This is a genomic window from Methylobacterium sp. A52T, from assembly GCF_053346095.1.
The window spans coordinates 11,321-31,880 of record NZ_JBKFBI010000061.1; the positions used below are offsets into that span (position 1 = coordinate 11,321).

General features: G+C 68.9%; 21 protein-coding genes. 5 read left to right on the plus strand and 16 right to left on the minus strand.

The window, feature by feature from the left end:
• Positions 1 to 3 precede the first annotated feature (3 nt).
• From ACLBYE_RS16050 to ACLBYE_RS16075, 6 genes are all read right to left on the minus strand, one after another.
• Complete coding sequence (locus ACLBYE_RS16050) at positions 4 to 1,056, minus strand: radical SAM/SPASM domain-containing protein (protein ID WP_447694918.1); 1,053 nt, start codon at positions 1,054 to 1,056, stop codon at positions 4 to 6.
• Positions 1,053 to 2,411 (minus strand): glycosyltransferase 87 family protein, encoded by a 1,359-nt coding sequence (locus ACLBYE_RS16055; RefSeq protein ID WP_447694919.1) that lies wholly within the window; start codon positions 2,409 to 2,411, stop codon positions 1,053 to 1,055. The genes ACLBYE_RS16050 and ACLBYE_RS16055 overlap by 4 nt, the downstream gene beginning before the upstream one ends.
• Complete coding sequence (locus ACLBYE_RS16060) at positions 2,408 to 3,100, minus strand: TIGR04282 family arsenosugar biosynthesis glycosyltransferase (protein WP_447694920.1); 693 nt, start codon at positions 3,098 to 3,100, stop codon at positions 2,408 to 2,410. The genes ACLBYE_RS16055 and ACLBYE_RS16060 overlap by 4 nt, the downstream gene beginning before the upstream one ends.
• A gap of 70 nt (positions 3,101 to 3,170) precedes the next feature.
• A complete protein-coding gene (locus tag ACLBYE_RS16065; protein ID WP_447694921.1) occupies positions 3,171 to 3,578 on the minus strand; it encodes a hypothetical protein in 408 nt (135 codons plus the stop codon).
• Between the two features lie 119 nt (positions 3,579 to 3,697).
• Positions 3,698 to 4,471 (minus strand): molybdopterin-dependent oxidoreductase, encoded by a 774-nt coding sequence (locus tag ACLBYE_RS16070; RefSeq protein ID WP_447694922.1) that lies wholly within the window; start codon positions 4,469 to 4,471, stop codon positions 3,698 to 3,700.
• Positions 4,468 to 5,127 (minus strand): cytochrome b/b6 domain-containing protein, encoded by a 660-nt coding sequence (locus ACLBYE_RS16075; RefSeq protein WP_447694923.1) that lies wholly within the window; start codon positions 5,125 to 5,127, stop codon positions 4,468 to 4,470. Before ACLBYE_RS16075 ends, ACLBYE_RS16070 begins: the two co-directional genes overlap by 4 nt.
• Positions 5,128 to 5,294: 167 nt before the next feature.
• Here ACLBYE_RS16075 and ACLBYE_RS16080 point away from each other — a divergent pair, with 167 nt between their 5' ends.
• Positions 5,295 to 6,281, plus strand: coding sequence for a helix-turn-helix domain-containing protein (locus ACLBYE_RS16080; RefSeq protein WP_447694924.1), 987 nt, complete (start codon positions 5,295 to 5,297; stop codon positions 6,279 to 6,281).
• Between the two features lie 491 nt (positions 6,282 to 6,772).
• Entirely contained in the window at positions 6,773 to 7,651 is an 879-nt protein-coding gene (locus ACLBYE_RS16085) for an alpha/beta fold hydrolase (protein WP_447694925.1), read from the plus strand.
• Positions 7,652 to 7,655: 4 nt separating this feature from the next.
• On the opposite strand, the gene ACLBYE_RS16090 is transcribed toward ACLBYE_RS16085, so the two are convergent.
• From ACLBYE_RS16090 to ACLBYE_RS16110, 5 genes are all read right to left on the minus strand, one after another.
• Positions 7,656 to 8,426: an SDR family NAD(P)-dependent oxidoreductase gene (locus ACLBYE_RS16090; protein ID WP_447694926.1), complete on the minus strand. Its 771-nt coding sequence runs from the start codon at positions 8,424 to 8,426 to the stop codon at positions 7,656 to 7,658.
• A 2-nt stretch (positions 8,427 to 8,428) separates the two neighbouring features.
• On the minus strand, positions 8,429 to 10,729 hold the full coding sequence (locus tag ACLBYE_RS16095; protein WP_447694927.1) for a xanthine dehydrogenase family protein molybdopterin-binding subunit: 2,301 nt from the start codon (positions 10,727 to 10,729) through the stop codon (positions 8,429 to 8,431).
• Positions 10,726 to 11,733 (minus strand): FAD binding domain-containing protein, encoded by a 1,008-nt coding sequence (locus ACLBYE_RS16100; RefSeq protein ID WP_447694928.1) that lies wholly within the window; start codon positions 11,731 to 11,733, stop codon positions 10,726 to 10,728. Before ACLBYE_RS16100 ends, ACLBYE_RS16095 begins: the two co-directional genes overlap by 4 nt.
• Positions 11,734 to 11,746: 13 nt before the next feature.
• Complete coding sequence (locus ACLBYE_RS16105; protein ID WP_447694929.1) at positions 11,747 to 12,370, minus strand: (2Fe-2S)-binding protein; 624 nt, start codon at positions 12,368 to 12,370, stop codon at positions 11,747 to 11,749.
• A 67-nt stretch (positions 12,371 to 12,437) separates the two neighbouring features.
• The gene (locus ACLBYE_RS16110) at positions 12,438 to 13,127 is read right to left on the minus strand and encodes an SDR family NAD(P)-dependent oxidoreductase (RefSeq protein ID WP_447694930.1); all 690 of its coding nucleotides are present in this window, start codon (positions 13,125 to 13,127) and stop codon (positions 12,438 to 12,440) included.
• A 100-nt stretch (positions 13,128 to 13,227) separates the two neighbouring features.
• On the opposite strand from ACLBYE_RS16110, the gene ACLBYE_RS16115 reads away from it, so the two are divergent.
• Positions 13,228 to 14,160 carry a LysR family transcriptional regulator gene (locus ACLBYE_RS16115; protein WP_447694931.1) on the plus strand — a complete coding sequence of 311 codons (933 nt, stop codon included), beginning with the start codon at positions 13,228 to 13,230 and terminating at the stop codon, positions 14,158 to 14,160.
• Between the two features lie 14 nt (positions 14,161 to 14,174).
• Here the strand turns inward: ACLBYE_RS16115 and ACLBYE_RS16120 are convergent, their stop codons facing one another.
• The 3 genes from ACLBYE_RS16120 to ACLBYE_RS16130 all read right to left on the minus strand — a co-directional run bounded on the left by ACLBYE_RS16120 (position 14,175) and on the right by ACLBYE_RS16130 (position 16,322).
• The gene (locus ACLBYE_RS16120) at positions 14,175 to 14,891 is read right to left on the minus strand and encodes an SDR family oxidoreductase (RefSeq protein ID WP_447694932.1); all 717 of its coding nucleotides are present in this window, start codon (positions 14,889 to 14,891) and stop codon (positions 14,175 to 14,177) included.
• Between the two features lie 37 nt (positions 14,892 to 14,928).
• On the minus strand, positions 14,929 to 15,603 hold the full coding sequence (locus tag ACLBYE_RS16125) for a peroxiredoxin-like family protein (protein ID WP_447694933.1): 675 nt from the start codon (positions 15,601 to 15,603) through the stop codon (positions 14,929 to 14,931).
• Between the two features lie 83 nt (positions 15,604 to 15,686).
• Positions 15,687 to 16,322 (minus strand): glutathione S-transferase family protein, encoded by a 636-nt coding sequence (locus ACLBYE_RS16130; protein ID WP_447694934.1) that lies wholly within the window; start codon positions 16,320 to 16,322, stop codon positions 15,687 to 15,689.
• A 122-nt stretch (positions 16,323 to 16,444) separates the two neighbouring features.
• Between ACLBYE_RS16130 and ACLBYE_RS16135 the strand changes: the two genes are divergently transcribed.
• Entirely contained in the window at positions 16,445 to 17,350 is a 906-nt protein-coding gene (locus tag ACLBYE_RS16135) for a LysR family transcriptional regulator (RefSeq protein ID WP_447694935.1), read from the plus strand.
• A 97-nt stretch (positions 17,351 to 17,447) separates the two neighbouring features.
• Positions 17,448 to 18,218 (plus strand): enoyl-CoA hydratase/isomerase family protein, encoded by a 771-nt coding sequence (locus ACLBYE_RS16140; RefSeq protein ID WP_447694936.1) that lies wholly within the window; start codon positions 17,448 to 17,450, stop codon positions 18,216 to 18,218.
• Between the two features lie 274 nt (positions 18,219 to 18,492).
• On the opposite strand, the gene ACLBYE_RS16145 is transcribed toward ACLBYE_RS16140, so the two are convergent.
• Together ACLBYE_RS16145 and ACLBYE_RS16150 are read right to left on the minus strand one after the other, a co-directional pair.
• Positions 18,493 to 19,269: an MOSC domain-containing protein gene (locus tag ACLBYE_RS16145; protein WP_447694937.1), complete on the minus strand. Its 777-nt coding sequence runs from the start codon at positions 19,267 to 19,269 to the stop codon at positions 18,493 to 18,495.
• A gap of 272 nt (positions 19,270 to 19,541) precedes the next feature.
• Positions 19,542 to 20,429, minus strand: a complete 888-nt coding sequence (locus ACLBYE_RS16150) for an alpha/beta fold hydrolase (RefSeq protein ID WP_447694938.1) — start codon at positions 20,427 to 20,429, stop codon at positions 19,542 to 19,544.
• Positions 20,430 to 20,560: the final 131 nt, after the last annotated feature.

The window sequence follows — 20,560 nt, forward strand, 5'->3', positions numbered from 1 at the left end:
CGCTCAGAGGCTCCAGCGCAGGCCGCAGTTCCCGCACGGGGCGGGCGGCGCGTCGGAGAGGAGTGATGTGCGGAAGTCGCGATAGGCCTCGCCGTTCCAGATCTCCCGGAGCGTGGCCTGCGTGGCGTCGCCCAACGTGTAGTTGGAATAGCCGCGCACCGAGAACGGAGCGATGCAGCAGGGCAGCGCCCGACCGTGGGCGGTGACGTACATCAGGGACCAGGGTCGCCGACAGGTGGCCCAGGCACGGTCGTCCTGCCGCTTCAGGCTGATTCCGGGCTCGGTCGCGCCCGAGGCGTCGAGCGTCACCCCCAGCGAGCGGCCCAGTGCCTCGGCCTCGGCGATCGCCGCGGTCTCCTCGGCCCGCGCGCTCTCGAACAGCGACAGGTCGGCGCGGGCCATGCCGTATCCGGCCTCGTCGAAGACGAGGCGCTGCAGGTGAACCTCGGTCACGCCCATCTCGGCGGCAAGCCGCACGAAGGCGGGGAGCTGGTCCACGGTCTCCTTGAGGCCCGTCAGCCAGAGCGAGACCCGGGGCGTCGTGGCGCCGGTCGCCTTCTGGAACGCGACGAACTTGCCGACGTCGCGCACGATGCGGTCGAAGAAGTCCTTGCCGCGCACCCTGCGGTACGAGGCCCGGTCGGCGGCGTCGAGGGAGACGCGCAGCTCGTCGAGCCCGGTGTCGATCAGCTCCCGGAAGCGCTTGGGCTGCATCAGGGTGCCGTTGGTGTTGAACAGGACGTAGGTGCCGCGATCCTTGAGGTAGCGGACCATCCGCGGCAGGTCCTTGACCAGCATCGGCTCGCCGACCCCGTGGAGCACGACCCGGGCGACGTTCGGCACCTGGTCGACGATCCGCGTGAACAGATCCCAGCTCATGTCGGCCGGGGGTTCCAGGGTCTCGAAGGTGCGCGGGCAGGTCTCGCACAGCAGGTTGCAGCGGTTCGTGACCTCCAGATAGAGGCAGACCGGCGGCGCTACGGCCTCGGAGGCGCGGTCGGTACCGATCGCCTCGAAGTAGCGGCGCGGATCCTTCAAGGCGGCTGAGGCCGTCATCGGGCGGTTCCTTCCTGAAGGGCGGCGAGGGGCGCGGTGCGGGCCTGCCACAGGGAGCGGGCGGCCAGGACCAGGGCCGGGACGAAGACCAGGGACGGCCACAGGAAGCGGTCGTTGAACGGATCGATCAGGAACAGGATCGGCGCCGCGCCGAGCCAGATCAGGGCCGGGGCCGGGGCGACCACCGCGGGCAGTGCCAGCCAGGGGTAGTACCAGGCGTAGTGCGGGCTAGCCGCGCAGGTGGTGAGGGCTGCGAGGAGCCCGGCATCGCGGCACAGCGCGACCGCGTCGAGCGCGGGTGCCCGGTCGCGGCCGAAGGCGATCCGGAGCGCGAGCGCGGCGAGGGTCAGGCCGGCGCAGACCAGGTAGGTCCGCAGCAGGCCCGGGGGGCTGAGCCCGAGATGGCCGAGCCCGGCGAGCAGCCAGTAGCCCGCGCCGGTCTCGTACCCCTCCTCGGCCCCGTAGCCCCCGGCGAAGCCGAGCACGTTCGCGCCGGCGCCGAGATAGGGCAGGTAGAAGACCGCGATCACGGTCGCCCCGACGAGCATCGGCCGCCACAGCCGGCCACCGCGCACGAAGGCGGGCGCCACCGCGACGGGCAGCAGCTTCACCAGCGTCGCCGCGCCGAGGAGCGCGCCCGCGAGCCCGTACCGACGGCGGGTGCGGGCCAGCAGCGCGAGGCCGAGGAGGCCGATCGCCACGGCGTCGACGTGCCCGTCGCGGGCGAAGGACCACAGGGCGAGCGGGTTCCAGGCGTAGATCAGGATCCGGGCCGACGGCAGGCCGGCCCCGCGCAGGATCGCGAGCATCGCCAGCATGCCCAGGGCCTCGAAGCCCAGCATCGCCAGCTTCATCCCGGTGACGCCGTGCGAGACCTGGCCTACGGCGGCGAAGACCATCTGCGCCGCGGGCGGGTAGATCGTGCGGGCGTAATCCTTCCGGTTGATCAGCGGGTAGATCGCCGGGTCGCGCAGCCGTTCGAGGGCCGGATCGGCCGGGATGTAGCGGTAGGGGTTGATCCCGGCAGCCTGAACCTGGCCGTCCCAGACGTAGCGGTAGATATCCGTTGATAGGAACGGCGGCGCCGGCAGCAGCGCGGCCCGCATAAGCACGGCGACGCCGAGGATCGTCCACAGGGCGGTCCGCGGCAGCCGCTCCCGCAGCACGAGGCGCACGGCGAGGAGGTAGGCTACGAGGTCGAGGAGTACGACGCATATGAATGCGCCGGAGCCGGCCGCCGAGCCGACGTCTTCGGCGCCCGGCACGTGGATCGCAAGCGCGCCGACATTCACGGCCAGCAGCACGAGGCCGAGGGCCGCGAGCCGGCGCGCGGGGCTGGCGAAGAGCCGGGTCATGCCGGTACGGCCTCCGACGTCTCCAGAAGCCGCGTCAGGATCGCACGCGTCGCCGGGGCGGCGTAGCCGGTCCTGTCGGCCGAGAGCTGGGCGAGCGAGGCCGCGTCGTCGACGTCGTACCAGGGCTCGAGCTCAACTAGGGCGAGGCCGATCTCGCGCGCCCGGGCGCGGGTGGCGGCCGCGACGGTGTCGGTGCTCCAGGCGATGTCGGCGAACAGGCGGGCGTGAGCCTGCTTGAGGCCGAGGATGTAGTAGCCGCCGTCGTCGCAGGCGCCGAGCACGGCCCGATCCCCAGGCGCGAGCAGGAGCCGGGCCGCTAGGACGAGGAGGCGCGTCGGAAGGGTCGGGATGTCGGAGCTCAGCACGCAGGCTGCCGCATGTCCGTGCGCGAGCATGCCCTCGATGGCCTGCAGCAGGCAGCGGCCGAAGCCTTCGACCGCCACCGGTGCTGGTGTGCTTCCATCCGCGAGGACGAGGTCCGTTCCGACGGCCAGATGGGGGACGACCAAGGTCTCGGCGCCGCGCGGCGCATAGGCCGCGTAGGCGGCGATCGGCGCGGCGCGCGCCGCCTCCTGGATGTTAGCGGTCGTGTCGCGCAGGAAGGCGGCGCTCAGGCGCGCTGCCTGGTCGGGGCTCAGCGGCGGGCACAGCCGCGTCTTGGAGCGGCCGCTGCGCGGCGCTTTGGCCATCACGCCGATCGCACAGGTGGCGGACGATCCGGACGTCGATGTCGGTGCCATCTCCCAGTATCCTCCGTGATCAGTGGAAGGGGCGGACGATGCCGACGCGGAGCGTCTCATCCGGCGGGATCGCGGTGGCCGAGCCGGTCGCGAAGGTCGGCAGCGCGCGCAGGCGCTCCGGCGTCAGGCCCATGAGGGCGACGTACTCGCCGAGCAGCGCGACCGCCTCGACCGGTACGGCCACGAGCCGGGGGCCGAACCCGATCCAGGCGACGGAGCGGAGGCCGAGCCAGGTCAGGCCGAGGCTCCCGTCGAGCCGGATGACGACCTCCGCGGTCCCGTCGTCGCGAAGGACGAGCCCCGCGATCCGGCCGAGGACGGGCTGCGATTCCTCAGGCTGGAGCAGGAAGCGGCCCGGGAGATCGCCGACGCGCACCGGCTGGGGAAACCGTCCGGCGGCGCGCCCGGCCATCTCGGATGCGGTCATGCCGGGGGTCGGCATGTGGTCGGGCGCCGGCGAGGGGCCGGCGGTCTGCGCCCACCCCGGGGCGACAACGGCCAGCGTGAGGAGGAACGCGCCGCAAGCGCGCAGGACCGCGGAGGCGCTCATATGCCGGCGAACCAGTTGAACCCGCGGCTCTCCCAGTAGCCGCCCGGATACGTGTTGGTGACCTCGATGGCCGTGATCCACTTCGGGTTCTTGAAGCCGAGCTTGACCGCGGTGCGTAGGCGCAGCGGGTACCCGTAGGGGTCGGGCAGCTCCTCACCGGCGTAGCGGGTGGCGAGCAGCGTCTGCGGGTGCAGCGCGCTGGCCATGTCGATGCTGCTCGGGTAGTCGTCCGCCGTCTTGAAGGCGACGTACTTGGCGGAGAGGTCGGCGCCGACCCGTTCGAGGAACGCGCGGAGCGGCACGCCCGACCACTGTCCGATATAGTCCCAGCCTTCCACGCAGACGTGGCGTATGATGATCTCGCGCTCGGGCAGTTCCGCGATCTGCCGGCGCATCCAGGGCCGTTTGTCGGAGATCAGCCCGGCGAGCTCGAGCCGCCACGCCTCGCCGTCGACCGGCTTCACGTCCTCGACATCGTAATAGGCGTTGAAGCGCGGGGGCTTCAGCACCTGCGATGCAGGGTACTCGGGCGCGAGCTTGTGGGGATCGAACAGGGCGGCCTGGACGCCGTCGTTGAAGTCCGAGACCGCGCGCAGCGCCCGGCCGACCGCGGTCGTATCGGTCACGTCGCAGCCGGTGAGCAGGGTGAGCGCGCCCAGCGTCAGGCCGCCACGCAACAGACCGCGCCGCTCGATCTGCCGGACCAGGGGGCGATGATCGTCGAGGATGCTGGGATCCGGCACCTTGAGGGGGCGGAAGGGCGACCTCATCGCGTCGCCTCACGCGCCACGGCCGGGAGGGCCGGACGGCGGACCGGGCCGCCGGTCAGCATCGCCCACAGCGTGCGCGGCACCAGCAGGGCGAGCACGACGTGGACGGCGAGAAAGCCGACCAGAACCGCCATCCCGGCAAAGTGGACGAGGCGCGCGCCCTGGAAGCCGCCGAGCAGCGTGACCAGATCGGAGAACTGGACCGGTTTCCAGATGGCCAGCCCGCTGACGACTTGGCTGATGCCGGCTAGGATGGCGACGATGTAGAGGATCTTCTGGACGGCGTTGTAGGTCGTCAGGTCCTCGTGGGCGAGCTTGAGCCGCAGCGTGTCGCGGACCGTCTGCACGATGTCGCGCGGCCGGATCGGCAGGAGGCGCTCGCGCAGGCGCCCGGTCGCGACGCCGTAGACGAGATAGGCGCCGCCGTTGGCAACCAGCAGCCACATGGCGGCGAAATGCCAGAGCAGGCTCTCGGCTGCCCAGGACCCGAGCCGGAGCGCCTTGGGGAAGTATACGCCGTGGATGATGACGGAATCGTCGTAGATGCCCCAGCCGGAGCCGATCAGCACCACCATAGCCACGGCGTTCGTCCAGTGCATGACCCGCACAGGCAACGGGTGCAATCGATGGCCGAATACGCTCGCCTTCTTAGTCATGATTTGGAAAGCTCTTCAAAGTTGTGGATCTCGTCCACGTGAACGAATGTTTCATTTTTAATAAAACCTATATCAGTTTAATAAAACAGTATTATATCGTTTATTTCTAATGCCGACACAGACTAAGACTGGTATAATTGGAGCAAACGCGCGCATCTCGAGGATCCATGTCAAGCAATCTCCTCTCTAATTTGTTCTCAACTTTGTCAGTGCAGGTTCAGGCATTTGCATACTGCGAAATTCAGTCCGGATGGCAGTTGGCGAAGAACGGCATGCCGGACGCGATCCTGGTCCACTACGTTCTCGCGGGCTCCGGGACGATTGCGATCGACGGTCAAGGACCCGTGCACTTCGGGCCGAACCACATCGTCATTCCACCACGTGGCGTGCGGCACTCCATCGGCTTCGACGGAGCCACCCGGTCGGTATCGGCCGAGGATGCACGCAGAGTCCTTCCGGATGGTCTCATCGCGCTGACCGCCGGGGATGGCACACGAGACATTCTCCTGGCCTGCGGCTCCATCTCCGCGCGGTATGCCGGTGCCCTCGGCCTCTTCGATCGCCTGCCCGACGCCTTGGTCGAAGATCTCTCGGAGAGCGACCGTCTGCGCCACGCGTTCGCGTTCATGGTCGAGGAGCTCGTCCAGCCAAGCCTCGGCACGCAGGAGGTAACGAGCGCACTCATGAAGCAGTGTTTGGCGATTCTGCTCAGGATCCACCTGAAGGAGAGAGGTGTGCGCTCGCCGATCTTCGAAGCGTTGCGCGATCCGAGGTTGGTCCCGGCGATCGCGGCCGTCCTCGATGCGCCCGGGAGCCAGCATACGGTCGATAGCCTGGCTGCACTCTGTGGAATGAGCCGTGCGGGTTTCGCCGAACGCTTCTCCGCCACCTTCGGCGAGGGACCGATCGAATATCTTCAGAGGGCTCGCCTTCAACTTGCGGCCAAGCTGCTGACGTCCTCGCCCATGCCCGTGAAGGTCATCTCCGACAGCGTCGGTTACGCCAGTCGCAGTTACTTCTCGCACGCATTCAAGGCTGCCTACGGATACGATCCGAGCGCCTACCGCGCACGAGCTACGGACTTTGCCAAATCGATGGGGCAAGAGCCCGACCCTGCGGTCGACGGCGTATCGTTCGAGTCCGGCAGATCTTGAGCGCGTAGACTGATGGATTCCTTCCGGGTCAGGCACGAGAACCAAGATTGTTGTCGCCATTCACGTCGGGCAGTCTCGCCAGGAATTTGCGGGTTTGGAAGCCGTCTCGCGTGCGGTATCGTCTAATTCCGGTGCTGCGACGCTATCTTTCTGGTTAGGCAGAGCACGAGATCCCATAAACGAAGTTCTAAGATGCTCGGCGCACTCGATCCCTCCGTGTTGCATTCGAAACATGGATCACGGACATTTGATGAGGCGAATTTCAGTGATCCGTGGTCTTCGATATGTACGGCGCAACCCGGAAAGCAGGGGCATGTAAGCTGGCGATCCTGAAATCGCTGCGCTTCGTGCTTCGAGCGCGTCGAGGCACCGTTCCCGGCTCGATTCCAAGCCGAGGACGAATTCGTGCCGGCCCTCGCGGCATACCCCGAAGAACAAAACCTGGATCTGCAGGCTGACCCTCCCGCGATCCAAGATATGAAGGATCTGCCATGCCATCGGCCCTCGCGCTTGGCACGCACAGCATCGCTGTGAACGGCATAGAGCAACATTATCGTGCGTCGGGCACCGGACCCTACTGCATCGTGCATTCCGGTGGCCCCGGCATCGAGGCCAGCTACTTGCGATTGCCTCTGCTCGAAGAGAACCTGACCATGGTGTATCTGGACCCGATCGGCACAGGATCGTCCGGACGCCTCGCGACCCATCCCCAGGGATACAGCGTGGACCGCTTCTCCGAGCAGCTGCTCGCGTTCATCGACGCGGCCGGCATCGCCGATCCCTACCTGCTCGGCCACTCGCACGGCGCCTTCGTGGTGCTGGATGCGGCGGTCAAGCGGCCGGCCGACGTCGCGGGCCTGATCCTGTACGCGGGTGCGGCCTACACGGGCGGCGACTTCATGGCCGCCGCGGGGACCGAGATCGCCTCCTTCGTGTCGCGCCATGCGGGTACGGAAGAGGCCGCGGCGGTCGAGAGGGCCTGGGCCTCGATCCCCGCCATTCGCACGGATGACGCCTATACGGCGGCCTTACGCGACCTCCTGCCGGCCTACCTCTCGGACTTCCGGCGCTGGCCCGACATCCTCGAGACCCTGCAGCGCCGGCTCCAGGCGACCCTGCTGGTCGGCGATGGCCAAGCCTTCGACGTCCGCGACCGCCTTGCCGCCTTGCCGGTTCCGGCGCTCGTCGTCGCCGGAAACGACGACTTCATCCTCGGCCCGCGCCACGCGATTTTGCTGGCGGATCTGCTACCCCAGGCGCAGCTCAGGATCTTCGAGCGGAGCGGCCACTTCGCCCATATCGAGGAGGCCCGCGCCTTCGCGGAGGCTGTCCTCCGCTTCACGGGACGTCCAGGCCTACCGCCGGCTTGATCGTCTAGGGCAGCGACACGCCGGACAGCGCCGAGCATCGGTCGAGCAGAGCTTCCTGAAGCGCGACGCGACGGGTGCCGGGCTCCGGCGACTTCTCGCGCTGGTGATAGAAGTACCGGCCCGTGGCCTGGGCCGCCAAGCCGTCCCCGACCGCCAGCCACGCCTGGGTCACGGGCGCAGCTGCCATATCGTCCGGCGCTTCGGGGCCACCCATACGGGTCGGTACCCAGCCCGGTTCGAGGGCGTTCGACCGCACCTCGGGCCAGCGCCGTGCCACCGCGAACGCCAGCAGCACGTCCAGGAACTTCGTTTCCGCGTAGGCCTGCGATCCGCTCCAGCGCCGTCTGGTCCACTGGAGATCGTCCATGTCCGGGATACCGCCAGGATGCATGCCCGAGCTCAGGTAGACGAGGCGGTTGGGCCGCTCCATCAAGGCCGTCAGCAGATAGGGCGCCAGGACGTTGATCGCGAAGAGATGGCTCAGGCCGTCCTCGGTCTCGATCCGGCGGGGTTCGCGATAGCCGATGCCGACATTGTGGATGACGGCGTCGAAGCGCCCGATCGCGTTGGCCTGCTCGGCCACGGATCGCATGCCGGCGATCGTGGCGACATCGCCGATGACGACGTCGGCCGCGTTCGGAAGCGCCCGTCGCGCAGCCTCGCCGCGATCGGCGTTCCGCGCATGCAGCACGACCTCATGGCCCTCGCGTGCCAGAAGCTCGCCTGCCATGAGCCCGAGGCCGTCCGAAGATCCTGTGATGAAGATACGGGCCATCGTCAGTCCTCCAGCAATGCTTCGGCCAGGATCGGCGTGTGCCGGAGGCGTTTTCCGGTCGCGTGCCAGACCGCGTCCGAGATGGCGGCGGCGACACCGGTGATGCCGATCTCGCCCACGCCCTTCACCCCTGCGGGATTGATGAACGGGTCGGGATCGTCGAGGAACGTGACGTCGATCGTCGGCACATCGAGGTTCACCGGGATCATGTACTCGGCCATGTTCGTGTTGGTGAACCGGCCGAAGCGCGGGTCCATGTGGGTCGACTCGAACAGGGCCTGACTCATCCCCCAGGTGATGCCGCCGATCAGCTGGCTCTCGGCGAGCTTGGGGTTCAGGATCCGGCCGCAGGCATAGACGCCGGTGAGCTGCCGCACCCGGATCACCCCGAGATCGGGGTCGACCGCGACCTTCGCGAAGATGGCGCCGAAGCTGTGCATCCCGCGCGGCCCCTCCCGGGCATCGCGCTCCGGATCGCCCGAGCGGACCTTCCCGACGCCGCCGGGATCGAACCGGCCGTCGCACGACATCTGCGTGAGGCCCGCGCGGCGGAGCACCGTCGTTACAGTCTCGCCGGTCTCTTCGCCGCCGGCGATGATGCGCCCATCGTTCAGCTCCAGATCGTCGGCGTTGCGGCCATGCAGAGGGCTCTCGTCCTGGCCGACGGCCATCTCCAGCAGCTGGGCCTTCAGATCGCGCGCGGCCGTCATCGCGGCGGGTGCCAGCGAGCCCGTCAGGGACGCGCCCGCCTGCATCGGCGCCTCGGGCAGCGAGCTGTCGCCGATCAGCGGCAGAACCCGGTCGATCGGGAGGACGAGTGCGTCGGCGACGATCTGGCGGAGGAAGGTCGCGCTGCCGGTGCCGATATCGGTCGCGCCCGATGCGACATGCGCCGTGCCGTCCGCCGTGACGGTCACGCGTGCTTGCGCGCGTTGCCGGTAGACGGTGTGCGAGGCGCTCGCCATGCCCATGCCGATCAGCATACCGTCCGCACGCATCGAGCGCGGCGCGGGATTTCGCGATGACCAGCCGAAGCGCTCGGCTCCGACCCGGTAGCAGTCCTTCAGGCGCTTGCTCGACCAGGGGCTGCCGTCGACCGGATAGACATCCGCGTGGTTGCGCAGGCGTAACTCGATGGGGTCGATGCCGAGTTCCGCCGCGAGTTCGTTGAGCGCGCATTCCTGCACCAGCATCCCGGGCGCCTCGCCCGGCGCACGCATGAACGTCGGGGCCATCACGTTGGTGCGCCGGAGCCGGCAGCGCGTCTCGAGCGCCGGCAGGTCGTACATGAAGGTGAAGGGATACCAGCTCGGCTCGACCCAATCCTCCCAGGCGGGCGTCGCCGACAGCTTGGTCACATCGGCCGCGACCAGTCTGCCGTCGCGCGTCGCGCCCAGCCGGAGGTCGATCCGCTGCTCCTCGCGGAAGCCGACCGAGGTGTACATCTGGGTGCGACTGAGCACGAGGCGCACCGGGCGGCCGACCTGCCGCGACGCCAGCGCAACAAGCCAGCTATGGGACCAGACCGGCCCCTTGCAGCCGAAGCCGCCGCCGACGTAGTGCGTCACCACGCGGACGTTCTCGCGCGGCAGGCCGAGCAGCTTGGCCAGCCCGTTGCGGTGATTGTAGACGTGCTGGCTGGTCTCGTAGAGCGTCAGGCGGTCCGCACCATCCCAGACCGCGGTGGATGCGACCGGCTCCATCGGGTTGTGATGGTTGTTCGAGAGCCGCCAGCGCCCTTCGATCGAAACGTCGGCGTCGTCGAGCGCGACCGCTTCCTTACCGCGCTTGACCGTGGCGGGAAGATACCCGGCGAGGAAGCCTAGCCAGACCTGCTCGGGCTCATGGTAGGCTTCGCCGGAGAGGTCGGGTCCGCCGTCCAGGCCGACGACGGGTGCGTCCTCGGTGAACGCGAAGCGGAGCACCGTCGCCGCGTGCCGTGCGGCCTCGAGCGTCTCGGCCAGGACGAGCCCGATCGGCTGGCCGGCGTAGTGGATCGTCATGTCGGCCATCGGCACGAACGCCGAGCCGTACATGATGTCCCAATCGGGTTGCTCAGGTACGCTCGGTAGCTTCGGCATCGTCTCGGGCGTGAAGACGCGCACGACGCCGGGCACCGCCTCGGCGGCGGCAGTGTCCACCGTGCGGATCGTGCCGCGGGCGATCGGGCTCGGCACCAGCACCGCATGCAGCAGATCCGGGATACCGATGTCACCGGTGTAGGCGATCGCGCCGGAGACCTTGAGACCCGCTTCGATGCGGGGCATCGGGCGGCCGGTGTAGGGCTGGATGGCGGTCTTCATGCGCGCACCTCCGTATGGCGACGGGCGAGCGTCTGCAGCGCACGCCCGATGGCAGCCCGGGCCTGCGGGAGCTTGTAGGCGTTGCCGGCTTGCGGACGCGCTCCGTCGAGGGCGACGTCGGCGAGCCGGGCGAGCGCAGCCGGATCGTCGGGGCGGCGTCCGGCGAGGATCTCGGCAGCCTGTTCGATCCGCCACGGCTTCGCGGCGAGCCCTCCCAGCGCGAGCCGGGCGTTGCGGATCGTACCGTCCTCCTCGAACTCCGCGGCGGCGGCGACAGAAACGGATGCATACTCGTACGAGCTGCGGTCGCGGACTTTCAGATAGTGGGATCGGCGACTCAGAGCATCGACCGGCACGGTGACGCCGGTGACGATTTCGCCGCTGGCGATCACCGTCTCGATCTCCGGCGTCGCGTCGGGCAGGCGATGGAACTCCGCGGCGGGTACGCTGCGCGCGCCGTCCGGGCCGTGCAGATGAACCGTGCCGCCCAGCGCCACCAGCATGACCGCGAAATCCCCGGGATAGTTGGCGATGCACCGGTCCGAGGTGCCGAGGACCGCCAGATTGCGGTTCTCGCCGCCGATCGCGCCGCAGCCGCTTCCGGGCTCGCGCTTGTTGCAGGGGAAATGTCGGTCGCGGAAATAAAGGCAGCGCGTGCGCTGGAGCAGGTTGCCGCCGATCGAAGCCATGTTGCGCAGCTGGCCGGAGGCCGCCGACAGCAGCGATTCCGACAGTCCTGGGGCGTGTCCGCGTATGGCCGGGTGGCCAGCGACATCGCTCATCCGGGCGAGCGCGCCGATTTCGAGGGTTGCATCCGACTGGCTGATCTCGTCCATGCCCGGTAGGCGATTGACGTCGATCAGCAGGGCGGGATGTATCACGCCCGACTTCATCAGGTCGACCAGCGTCGTGCCACCGGCGAGAAAGCGTGCCTCCGGATTGTCATGGGCCAGGCTGATCGCCTCGTCGCGTGTACGCGGTTCGACATAGCCGAAGGGTTGCATGGCGGGTGCCTCCTCAGCCTTCAGCGTTGGTGGTGGTCGCGGCCACCTCGCGCACGGCGGCGACGATGTTCTGATAGGCGGCACAGCGGCACAGGTTTCCGCTCATCCGTTCGCGGATCTCGCCTTCATCGAGGTCGACCCGACCGGCGAAGTCCCGCATCGGATCGGTTGCCGCGCTCGGCCAACGCCGATCGGCCTCGGCCAGCATGGCGACGGCGGAGACGACCTGTCCCGGCGTGCAGTAGCCGCACTGGAGGGCGTCGTGATCGACGAAGGCCTGTTGCATCGGGTGAAGGGTGCCGTCGCCGGGGGCCAGTCCTTCGATCGTGCCGATGGCGCCGTTGCGCGCCGACAGCGCCAGCGTCAGGCATGATAGAACACGCCGTCCGTCGATCATGACAGTGCAGGCCCCGCAGGCGCCGTGATCGCAGCCCTTCTTCGTGCCCGTGAGGCCGGCGCGCTCGCGCAGAGCGTCCAGCAGCGTGGTCCAAGGTTCGACGCTGACATGGTGGTCCGCGCCGTTCACATGCAGCCGTAACGGCACCGCTGCGAGCGGATCGTGTACCGCGAAGGTGAAATCAGGCTGCGCCGATGCCGTCGGGCTCCGTGCATCCGCCGACACTGTATCAGTCGACATCTCCGCTCTCCTCCGTAGTCCGCTGCTCGCTATGCTGTCCGATCCATTCGTTCGACGAGGCGCCCGGTCACCAGGGTAGCGACTGGTTGAACCGGTCGACGTAGCGCAGCCCCGGCCTGCCGCGGTTCGCGTCGATCATGTCGACCACGAACGGAATGCTGTCCTCGATCGAGAGGGCCGCATCGCTGCCGCCCATCTCGGTCCGCACCCAGCCGGGGGCGACGAGGAGCAACGCATGCTCGTCGTCGGGGTGCTTCGCCGCATAGCCCTTCATCAGCATGTTGAGGGCGGCCTTGCTGGACGCGTAGAGCTGCCAGCCGCCGGTGGCGTTCGCGATGCTGCCGAGCTCCGAGCTCATGATCGCGACGGTGCCGCCGGCCGGCACCAGATCCCGCAGCAGTTCGACCGCGCGCACGGGCGAGAAGGCGTTAGTCAGCATCATGTCGAGAAAGTCGGTCTCGCTCGCGCCGACCGGGCTGGCCTCGATCGCGCGCGCGATGCCGGCATTGACGAACAGCACGTCGACGCATCGACCGCTCAGGCGCTCGCGTAGCGCGCGGACCGTGCCGGCATCGTTGATGTCGACCGTCTCGATCGCGAGGCTGCCGGGGAAGCGGTTCGCGAGCGCCTCGAGCGGGTCGGAGCGGCCGCGCGCCGTGGCGATCACGCGCCATCCGCGCTCTAGCCACTCCTGCACGAGGGCGAGCCCCAGTCCTCGCGAGGCGCCGACGACGAGCGCCGTGGATCGATCCGTCATGCGAGCCTCCCCTGCGGTGACGCAGACTGATGTGGCGCAGAGGCATCGAAGAAATTAGCGTCGTTCTGTCCGATCATTCCGGACGCGGAGTCATGGAACGATGCCGTACGATGGCCGACTGCTCGCCGGCGTGACGATCCTGATGGCGGTGGTCGAGGCCGGGACCATGACCCGGGCGGCCGAGGCCCTGGGTCTCACCCAGTCCGGCGTCGGTCGCGCCATTCAGCGCCTGGAGGCGCGTGTCGGCGTGCGCCTGCTCGATCGCACGACCCGGACCTTGCGGCTCACCGACGAGGGGCGACGCTTCTGGGAGCGGGTCGGCCCGCATCTCGACGGGATTGAGGAAGCCGCCTTGGAAGCGGCTGGCAGCGCGTCGACGGTGCGCGGGCGCCTGCGGGTGAACGTCGACCCGTTCTTCTCGCGCTTGGTCCTATCGCGGGAACTGACGCGCTTCCTCGCGATCCATCGCGAGCTGCGGCTCGAACTGATCATGCGCGATCAGATCGGCGACCTCGTCGCTGACGGGTTCGATATGGCGCTCCGGTTCGGAGATCCGCCGGTGGCGGGCTTCACCGCGCGCAAACTCCTGGAGACGCGGATCCTGACGGTCGCCTCACCGGCGTACCTCGCTTCGCACGGCCGCCCCGCGCACCCGCGAGCCCTTCGCGACCACACCTGCATCGACTATCAGGATCCGCTGACGGGTCGCCCCTTCGAATGGGAGTTCCGCCGCCGCAACGAGGTGATCCCCGTGCGGCAGCCGGCGCGCCTGATGGTGTCGGACGTCGAGACGATGATCGGCGCCTGCTGCGAAGGCGCAGGGATCGCGCAGGTCATGCAGCTCGGCAGCCGGAACATCGTAGCGAGCGGCAAGCTCGTCGAGATCTTTCCGGACTGGCCCGACGAGACCTTCCCTCTGTACGCGATCTATCCGTCGCGCCAGCATCGAACCGCCAAGGTCCGCGCCTTCACCGAGTGGTGCCTGCAACTGGTCGGCGGTGACAACGAGCTCGATGCCGCCACGACCCGGTGAGACGCGTCCGGGGGCTACAGCGCCGCCCGGCCGATCGAGGCACCGCCGTCGACGTAGAGCGTCTGCCCCGTCATGAACGCCGCCCCGTCCGACATCAGGAACGCGATGGCGCCGGCGATCTCCTCCGGCCGGCCGAAGCGCCCCATCGGTACCCCGGCGAGGTAGCGCCGCTCGCCCTCGCTGCCCGGCGGGTTGTTGGCGCGGAACAGTTCGGTCTCGGTCGGGCCCGGCGCGACTGCGTTGACCGTGATCCCGGTCGTGGCGAGTTCGAGCGCCCAGGAACGTGTGAAGCTGACGAGCGCCGCCTTCGCGGCCGCGTAGGCCGTGCGCTCGACGCTGCCGAGGACGGTGAGGCTGGCGATGTTGACGACCCGGCCCCAGCCACGCTGCTGCATTCCCGGCAGGATGGCCTGCACGGTTTGAAGCGCAGGGTGGAGGTTGACGCGCAGGACCTCGTCCAGCGCGGGGATCTCAACCGCCCCGAGCCGCTGCGGCCGCACCAGACCGACGTTGTTGACCACGCCGTCGAACGCGAAGCGTCCAGTCAGGTCCGTGAGGACCGCGGCGGTGGCGTCGCCGTCGGCGAGGTCGACCGGCACGAGCGTGCCGGGGAAGTCGTCGAGGCCGCGGCGGGCGAGGCCGACGACGTGGTGGCCGTCGCCGGCGAGACGATGGGCCAGCGCCAGCCCGATGCCCTTGCTGGCACCGGTCACGAGAAAGGTACGGGACATCCTGGATCTCCTCTGGGTCGTAGGTCCGTCCACGGTGTCAGGCAGCGATTGAGGCGGAGCGGCGGAGCGCCGGCAGCATGTCCTCGGCCTCGGGGCGGCGGGTGTAGTCGGGGTTCACTTCGGCGTAGAGGATCACGCCATCCTGTCCGACGACGAAGCGCCCGGGCATCGGCAGGGTCCAGCTCGCGTCGCCGTTGAACGCCGGCAGGTCGTTCTTCAGGCTCTTGTAGAGGCCGACGAGGTAGTCGGGCAGCGCGAAGCGCAGGCCGAACGCGGCCGCGACGTCGTTGTGCGGGTCCGACAGAATCGGGAAACCGAGCGCGTTCTGGCGGACCGACTTCCGGCTGTTGGCCGCCGTCTGCGGCGAGATGGCGACGAGGCTCGCCCCGAGCCTCTCGAACTGCGGCAGCGCTTCCTGGAGCGCCTGGAGTTCCATGTTGCAGTAGGGGCACCAGATGCCCCGGTAGAAGCTGATCACGAGCGGTCCGCGCGCCAGCAGGTCGGCGGACGAGACGGGCTGGCCGTCCGGGTCCCGCAGCGCGAACGCCGGTGCCCGTTCTCCGGCCCTTAGGGCGCGGGTCGCGGCGCCGGAGGCGATCAGCTCCGCGGTGGCCCGATGCATCGTCGCGATGACCGAGGACGGCACGTTGTAGGGGGGCTTGCCGGCCTGGAAGTCGGCCTTGAACGCATCGAGCTTGGATTGCAGGGTCATGGGTCCTCTCCTCGGTGGGTGGTGGCTGTCGGAAAGGCGCCGCGGTTGCCCGGAGCGCCTCGATGTTCGGCTTGGGCCGTTCCTCAGGCCTGAGGCACGAGAGCGTTCACCCGCTCCATCACGCGCTGGACGGCTGGGCGCGCGGCCACCGCGTCGTACCAGCGGGCGACATGCGGCGTTGCCTCGAAGCTCACGCCAGCGAACTCGCGCCGCCAGAGCCAACCGAAATGGGCGATATCGGCCACCGTGAAGGCGTCGCCGGCGACGTAGGGGCGCTCGGCCAGGATGCCGTCGAGCACGCCCAGCGTCCGGTTCGCCTCCGCCGAGAAGCGGGCGATGGCGAGTGGTTGCGACTCGGCGGCCTGGCGCTGGAAGAAGCCCGCCTGCCCGAAGGCCGGGCCGAGCCCGGAGGCGTGGAAGAACAGCTGCTCGAACACGCGCGCCCGGCCCTCGCCGTCCGGCGGCATCAGCCGGCCGCTCGTCTCGGCCAGGTAGACCAGGATCGCAGCGGATTCGGTCAGGATCAGCCGGCCGCCAGGCGCCGCGGGGTCGACCAGCACCGGCACCTTCGCGTTCGCGTTCAGCCACACGAATTCCGGAGCCTTCTGCTCGCCCTGACGCACGTTCACGCTGTGCAGGACGTAGGGAAGACCGAGTTCCTCAAGGGCGATCGGGACCTTGATGCTGTTGGGCGTGGCGAAAGCGTAGACCTCGAACATGTCCACTTGGCTCCGGCGGGACCACCGCGCCGATGCGGTGGAGACGGCCGGATTGATGCACCCCTCCCGATGGACAGGGCAGGCAGCCCGGGGCGATAACGCTCATTCCAGGGAGGAATGGCGTGGACCGGTATCAAGCGATGGCCACCTTCGTGCGGGTCGTGGAGGCGGGCTCCTTCTCGGGCGCGGCGCGACTCCTGAACGTCGGCCAGCCGGCCGTCTCCAAGACGATCGCGCAGCTGGAGAGCCGGCTGCAGGTCAGCCTGCTCGTCCGCTCGACCCATGGCCTGAGCCCCACCGAGGCGGGCCTGCGCTTCTACGAGCGGGCCCGGGCGGCCATCGCCGAGGCCGACGAGGCCGAGCTCGCCGCCCGCGGCGCGGGCGCCGGGCTCTCGGGGCGGCTGCGCGTCTCGGCGGCGACCACCTTCGCGCGGCTCCATGTGGTGCCGTTGCTGCCGCGCTTTCTCGCCGAGCACCCCGACCTCGACATCGAGATCGTCCTCGACGACCGGGTGATCGACCTCGTCGGCGAGGGGGTCGACCTGTCCCTGCGCATGGGCACCCTGCCGGACTCGGCCGCCGTCGCGCGCAAGCTCGCCACCGGGGCGCGCTCGGTCCTCGCCACCCCCGGCTATCTCGCCCGCGCGGGCGAGCCGCACAGTCCCGCGGACCTCGCCGGGCACGAAGCGGTGGTCTACAGCCGGCAGCCCGATGCCTGGTCCTTCACCCAGGACGGCGCCGAGGTCTCGGTCGCGGTCCACGGCCGCGTACGGGTCAGCGCGGCCGAGGGCCTGCGTGCGGCCGTGCTGGCCGATATCGGACTCACCGTCACGTCGGACTGGATGTTCGCCCCGGAACTGGCGAGCGGCGCGGTGCGGCGGCTGCTGCAGGCCTGGACGCTGCCGGACATCGATCTCTGGGCGGTCTTCCCCACCGGTCGCATGGCGAGCGCGAAGGCGCGCCGCTTCGCCGACTTCGTCCAGGCGGCTCTGGCCGGGACCGGCGAGGCCCATTCCGCGGCGGCATAAGCCTTATCGCTCCGCGCCGTCATCCGTCGCCGGACGGAGCCGTCTACCTCGTCCTCACGCCGACCAAACGGGGCCGGCCACCACGAGGACAGCACCGATGGCCCGTTTCCAGACCTACCGCGACGCCTTCCCCAATGCCCGTCTGACCCGCAAGCCGAACGGCGTGCTGGAGGTCATACTCCACACCGAGGGCGGCAAGCTCGTCTTCAACGGCCACACCCACGAGCAGTTCGTCGACCTGTTCCACGCCATCGGCGAGGACCGCGACAACCGGGCGGTGATCCTGACCGGTGCGGGCGACGCGTTCATGGACGCGATCAGCCCCGAAGGCTTCGATTTCTTCACGCCGCAGGGCTACGACAAGATCCTGCGGGAGGGCCGCAAGGTGCTGGGCAACATCCTCGACATCGAGGTGCCGATGATCACCGCGCTGAACGGCCCTGTGCTGCTGCACAGCGAGTACGCGCTGCTCACCGACATCGTGCTGGCCACGCCCGAAACTGTCTTCCAGGACAAGCCGCACTTCGAGTTCGGCATCGTCCCGGGCGACGGGATGCACATCCTGTGGCCCGAGGTGATCGGCTCGATCCGCGGGCGGTACTTCCTGCTGACGCGACAGGTGCTGGATGCCCAGACGGCCAAGGATTGGGGCGTCGTCAACGAGATCGTGCCGCAGGACCGGCTACTGGCCAGGGCGCACGCGATCGCGGACGGCATCGCCGCCCTTCCGCCGCTCACCGGCCGCTACACCCGGATCGCGCTGACGCAGCGCCTGCGGCGGCTCGTCGAGGAGGGCACCGGCTACGGCCTCGCCCTGGAGGGCATCAGCGCCGCCGACGTGGCCCGGACCATGGCTGCCCAGGCCTGAGCGAACGGCCGCTCCGAACCGGCGCACGGCGCATCGGGCCCGCAAGGACAGCCTGAAGCGCCGTGCCCGCAACCGCGGAGCCGAGTCCCATCCGCGCGGCGTCGCCTCACGCACGGCGGCGATCACATGGGGGTGCCGTTCCCGGTCGTCGTTGCGGAGCAAGGAGTTCTGCGCGCCGCGGACGGGATGTGGACGACGAGGCGGCTTCCCGCTTCGAACGCGGGCAAGGGCTCGCCATCCGACCGACGAAGGTCGACCTCGCAGGCCGTCTCCATCATGGGATCTCGACGGGGGAGCCGATCTCCACCGTGCCGCCCTCGAGCACCTCGGCGTACACCCCGAGGTCAGGATGACCGTAGGTGTCCATGAGCGAGCGCGGGATCGTCATGTTCCGCTCGGCGGTGACTGGGTCCACGTCGGTGGCCGCGCAACGCCGGGTCCTCCTGACAATCCGAAGCCTCGCGGAGCCGATCGCGATCTCCCTGTCCATCAGCGCGAATTCCCGGAACGCGTCGAGGCCGTCGACATAGAGGTTGGCTCTGAAGCGCAGGGGGTCAATCTGGGCGCCGATGCGGGCCCCGAAGTCGCGAACGCTGTTGAGGTTCATCAGCGATATGGCGTTCATCATCTGCTTCGAGTGCACGGAAATGTCCGTGAAGCGATTGCGGCCGCCTACCGCCACCGTCGGCTCCTCGCCTGCGCCGAGGTCGAACATGGTCGCGAAGAACAGGCTCACGGCCCGCCGGCCGGCTTCCGTATCCAGGTTTTCGGCAAGGACGCGCTCGCCTTGCACGCGGACCTCCAGCCGATGCGTCCGGCTGTCGAAGAAGGTCGACAGGCTCGCGAGCCGCTCCTCCCTGACGAGGACGACGAACCGGGTCTTGGGCAGCGGCTGGTAGTCGATGGGATCGTAGCCGCTGTCGTGCCGTGCGAGGCCATAGACACGGTCGAACGGGAAGCCCTCGCCCTGGACCAGCTGCACGTGGGGCAGAGGCTGCGCGCTCAGCCCCTTCACCGGGTAATGGTACAAAGCGGAGACGGTCGGGGCCATCGCAGCCCTCCTTGCCGGTCAGAGTGAAGGGATGCCGTCGGCCGGCCTGACGAAGGCACGGGGCGGCGGGCGGGGATTGCATCTCGCGGACCGATCCGACCCGTTCGCCCGGGATACTCCGTCCGGGTGGGACGAAGGGAGATAGGCCGTGTGCTGCCTTGGCGCGCCTCCGCGCGGGGGGCAGGCTGCGCAAGGCCGCTCGAGGCCGGCACCGTGCTGCCGGCCGGGATGAGGGTCTGCCCGGACAGGAGAGTGCCGACGGCCGTGGCCCCTCAGAAGAAGGCTCGGATCTCCTCGGCGATGTCGCCCCCGTTCGTTTCCAGCGCGAAGTGGCCGGTGTCGAGGAAGCGGACCCGGGCATCCGGGATGTCGCGCTTGAACGCCTCGGCTCCGGGCGGGATGAAGAAGGGGTCGTTGCGACCCCAGATGGCGAGGAGCTTCGGGCGGCGCTCCCGGAAGAGGGCCTGAATCAGCGGGTAGCGTTCCAGGTTGCGCTTGTAGTCGAGCTTGAGCTCGACTTGGCGATCCGCATTGCCCGGTCGCGCCAGAATGGCGGCGTCGAGCGTGTAGGACTCGGGTTCGATGACCGACGGGTCGGGCACCCCGTGGAAGTAGGCTACCTTGACGCCATCGAGGGTCATGCGGGCGCGGATGGACTCCACGGCGGCCTCGTTCGGCTCCGCCCAATAGGCCCTCAGGGGCGCCCAGGCCGCCTCACCGAGCCCCTCCAGGTAGGCGTTGCCGTTCTGGGACACGATGCCGGCGATCCGGTCGGGATGCGCGAGCGCCAGATCCCACCCCACCGGAGCCCCGTAGTCGAACGTGTAGAGGAGGTAGCGCCGGAGGCCGAGGACGTCGACGAAGGCCTCGATCGTTCGAGACAGCGACGCGAAATCGTAGACGTAGCCGCGCTCGTCCGGGACCGCCGTGAAGCCGAAGGACGGGAGATCCGGCGCGATCAGGCGAAACCGGTCCGCGAGCCTCGGCATGAGATGGCGGAAGTAGAAGGACGAATTCGCGAAGCCGTGCAGCAGCAGGAACACCGGGGCGTCGGGCCGGCCGGCCTCGCGATAGAAGACGTCCACGCCGTCGGCCCGGACCGTCCCGTGGAGGACCCCTGCGACTCCGGCGGGCCGCGTGTCCGCCGCGTCGGCGCCGATCGAGCCTAGGTAGGGAACTCATACAACCAATTGCTGTTGCTCGCGTTTTCTTTCTGAGATTGGGGTTTCCAGCGCAGGAGGATCGCGATGGCACGGTTGTTCTGGCTCTCCGATGAAGCCTGGGGGCGGAT

What these genes read in the sequence shown, in the direction of transcription:
- ACLBYE_RS16050 (WP_447694918.1), bottom strand. Translation starts at nt 1,056, where the DNA reads ATGACGGCCTCAGCCGCCTTGAAGGATCCGCGCCGCTACTTCGAGGCG.
- ACLBYE_RS16055 (WP_447694919.1), bottom strand. Translation starts at nt 2,411, where the DNA reads ATGACCCGGCTCTTCGCCAGCCCCGCGCGCCGGCTCGCGGCCCTCGGC.
- ACLBYE_RS16060 (WP_447694920.1), bottom strand. Translation starts at nt 3,100, where the DNA reads ATGGCCAAAGCGCCGCGCAGCGGCCGCTCCAAGACGCGGCTGTGCCCG.
- ACLBYE_RS16065 (WP_447694921.1), bottom strand. Translation starts at nt 3,578, where the DNA reads ATGACCGCATCCGAGATGGCCGGGCGCGCCGCCGGACGGTTTCCCCAG.
- ACLBYE_RS16070 (WP_447694922.1), bottom strand. Translation starts at nt 4,471, where the DNA reads ATGAGGTCGCCCTTCCGCCCCCTCAAGGTGCCGGATCCCAGCATCCTC.
- ACLBYE_RS16075 (WP_447694923.1), bottom strand. Translation starts at nt 5,127, where the DNA reads ATGACTAAGAAGGCGAGCGTATTCGGCCATCGATTGCACCCGTTGCCT.
- ACLBYE_RS16080 (WP_447694924.1), top strand. Translation starts at nt 5,295, where the DNA reads ATGTCAAGCAATCTCCTCTCTAATTTGTTCTCAACTTTGTCAGTGCAG.
- ACLBYE_RS16085 (WP_447694925.1), top strand. Translation starts at nt 6,773, where the DNA reads ATGCCATCGGCCCTCGCGCTTGGCACGCACAGCATCGCTGTGAACGGC.
- ACLBYE_RS16090 (WP_447694926.1), bottom strand. Translation starts at nt 8,426, where the DNA reads ATGGCCCGTATCTTCATCACAGGATCTTCGGACGGCCTCGGGCTCATG.
- ACLBYE_RS16095 (WP_447694927.1), bottom strand. Translation starts at nt 10,729, where the DNA reads ATGAAGACCGCCATCCAGCCCTACACCGGCCGCCCGATGCCCCGCATC.
- ACLBYE_RS16100 (WP_447694928.1), bottom strand. Translation starts at nt 11,733, where the DNA reads ATGCAACCCTTCGGCTATGTCGAACCGCGTACACGCGACGAGGCGATC.
- ACLBYE_RS16105 (WP_447694929.1), bottom strand. Translation starts at nt 12,370, where the DNA reads ATGTCGACTGATACAGTGTCGGCGGATGCACGGAGCCCGACGGCATCG.
- ACLBYE_RS16110 (WP_447694930.1), bottom strand. Translation starts at nt 13,127, where the DNA reads ATGACGGATCGATCCACGGCGCTCGTCGTCGGCGCCTCGCGAGGACTG.
- ACLBYE_RS16115 (WP_447694931.1), top strand. Translation starts at nt 13,228, where the DNA reads ATGCCGTACGATGGCCGACTGCTCGCCGGCGTGACGATCCTGATGGCG.
- ACLBYE_RS16120 (WP_447694932.1), bottom strand. Translation starts at nt 14,891, where the DNA reads ATGTCCCGTACCTTTCTCGTGACCGGTGCCAGCAAGGGCATCGGGCTG.
- ACLBYE_RS16125 (WP_447694933.1), bottom strand. Translation starts at nt 15,603, where the DNA reads ATGACCCTGCAATCCAAGCTCGATGCGTTCAAGGCCGACTTCCAGGCC.
- ACLBYE_RS16130 (WP_447694934.1), bottom strand. Translation starts at nt 16,322, where the DNA reads ATGTTCGAGGTCTACGCTTTCGCCACGCCCAACAGCATCAAGGTCCCG.
- ACLBYE_RS16140 (WP_447694936.1), top strand. Translation starts at nt 17,448, where the DNA reads ATGGCCCGTTTCCAGACCTACCGCGACGCCTTCCCCAATGCCCGTCTG.
- ACLBYE_RS16145 (WP_447694937.1), bottom strand. Translation starts at nt 19,269, where the DNA reads ATGGCCCCGACCGTCTCCGCTTTGTACCATTACCCGGTGAAGGGGCTG.